Consider the following 1,830-nt stretch of genomic DNA (forward strand, 5'->3'; position numbering starts at 1 on the left):
GCTATTCGTTGTGCGTACCGAAAAGGTGCGCTTTTTTATATTTCGGGCTTACAAAAAAACTAATCCATATTGAAAGTGTTTCAATATGGATTTTATTTTATATGAAAATGTGACCAATAATTATAACGATGATATGATTCAATCAAACATAACCAGATAGGGCTTAAATTTAGCTATTCTTCTTTATTCTATGTTAAATTTTCCATCAACCGTTTTTATAAAATCTATTACATCTTTTTCAGTAAAAGTAAATGGACTAAACATATTTTTTGTTAATGACTCTTTTTTTTCATAGCTTAACTTCTCCCATGAAACATTTTGAGCATTTTCTAATGCTCTTTTTTTAAAAAAATTATGATTTTCAATCTTCCGCCATTCACTCCATGTATCTTTACCTTTTTCTTCAATTTCGTATTCTGTTAACATATCTACAATATTGTTGCAGATTTTTGCAATAATAGGACTACCCGCAACATAGAAATTATCTGGATTCTTATGGAATTTTGCCTCCAATAAAGCTTTATGCAAGTTTAAAACTTCATAATATCCCTCAACCTCTAGTTTTATTTCATTCATAACAATGATTTTCCCTTCCTTTATATCCTGTAGTTCTTACATATGTAAAGAAAGTGCTGATACGTCTTCTTTACTTATGCTTTGGAATCTTAATAAAATACATTATTATCAAGAAAATAATATAGCATCGGTTGTAGATCGCACTATTCGAGCAAATCCTTCGGTGCTATCCCACGGTTATTAGCCTTACTAGGATCTGCTCCATTCTCTAATAGATACCTTATTGTTGATGTTTCATTACTATTTTCCATTATCGCTCTCCATAAGGGAGTATTACCTACGTTGTCTACTGCATCAATTTCAGCACCATGAGTTATAAGAACCTTAACAATAGTAAATCTGTCATAAATAACTGCAAAATGCAGTGCGGTTAAGCCCGATTTATCTTTAGTATTAACATTACATCCAATATTCACAAGATAATTAACAACATCCTCCTTTCCTTCAACGATTGCGGACATCAAAAATGTACGTCCATCTCTATCAACACTATCTAAACCATATTTTTGTAAAAACGTATTAATTTTCTCATAATTTGATTCATTTAGTAACACATATAACTGGGTATCATCAAATTTATTCATTTTCTTTCCTTTCCTTTCCTACATGGTGAATATGATTTATCTTCGTTCCTTATGAGATTGATTCAAGACAAGGTCCTGCCGTTTTGAAAATGTTGTTATACAGTAGACTAAAAACCCATAAACGTATCGTGTTCCATATAATAATTTAATCCCAATATAAAATCATCAATTGAAGCTTGTTTTTTCTGGTGTAAGACATTCATTAACACATCTTCAAATTGTTGTCCGTCATAAAAGAATTCCAATGATTCATTAATTATAAAATCCGGGTATACTTCCTCATCATCATCTGTAATAGTTGGATTGAGATCCAAATAACATATTAGGTCTGAACTCGCCATTTCTTTATCTTCATTAGTATACAAACTGAAGTTAGTATTTTTATAACCGTTTTTTTCAATATCCTTTGAAATAACATAGATTATCTGACTTAAATCATATGGCTTTCTAAACTCTATATTTCCCATTAATATGCTCCTTATTTATATCCATAAAATGATCAATCAATCTCGACATAGTTTGGATTACGTAGCTATTCCTACCTCCTTGAACTTCAATCCATTAATTTTGTTTTTTTCAATAAAATCTTTAAATTTTTGTGTACAAAAATATTTCCCTAAATTGCAATATCAAGTTGAACACTTTTTTCAAAAACATCTCAGAGGTTCCG

Annotated in this window: 3 protein-coding genes; all 3 read right to left on the reverse strand. The window is 30.0% G+C overall.

The window, feature by feature from the left end:
* Nucleotides 1–183 precede the first annotated feature (183 nt).
* A complete protein-coding gene (locus QRN68_RS15905) occupies nt 184–576 on the reverse strand; it encodes a hypothetical protein (protein ID WP_285397878.1) in 393 nt (130 codons plus the stop codon).
* A 143-nt stretch (nt 577–719) separates the two neighbouring features.
* Nucleotides 720–1,160: an ankyrin repeat domain-containing protein gene (locus QRN68_RS15910; RefSeq protein WP_285397879.1), complete on the reverse strand. Its 441-nt coding sequence runs from the start codon at nt 1,158–1,160 to the stop codon at nt 720–722.
* A 107-nt stretch (nt 1,161–1,267) separates the two neighbouring features.
* A complete protein-coding gene (locus QRN68_RS15915; RefSeq protein WP_285397880.1) occupies nt 1,268–1,627 on the reverse strand; it encodes a DUF7716 domain-containing protein in 360 nt (119 codons plus the stop codon).
* Nucleotides 1,628–1,830 lie beyond the last annotated feature (203 nt).

Source organism: Lysinibacillus sp. fls2-241-R2A-57, assembly GCF_030209535.1.
Classification (GTDB): domain Bacteria; phylum Bacillota; class Bacilli; order Bacillales_A; family Planococcaceae; genus Lysinibacillus.

Bases quoted from the DNA above. Each gene is read 5' to 3' on its own strand.
- QRN68_RS15910 (WP_285397879.1), bottom strand. From the start codon at position 1,160: ATGAATAAATTTGATGATACCCAGTTATATGTGTTACTAAATGAATCA.
- QRN68_RS15915 (WP_285397880.1), bottom strand. From the start codon at position 1,627: ATGGGAAATATAGAGTTTAGAAAGCCATATGATTTAAGTCAGATAATC.
- QRN68_RS15905 (WP_285397878.1), bottom strand. From the start codon at position 576: ATGAATGAAATAAAACTAGAGGTTGAGGGATATTATGAAGTTTTAAAC.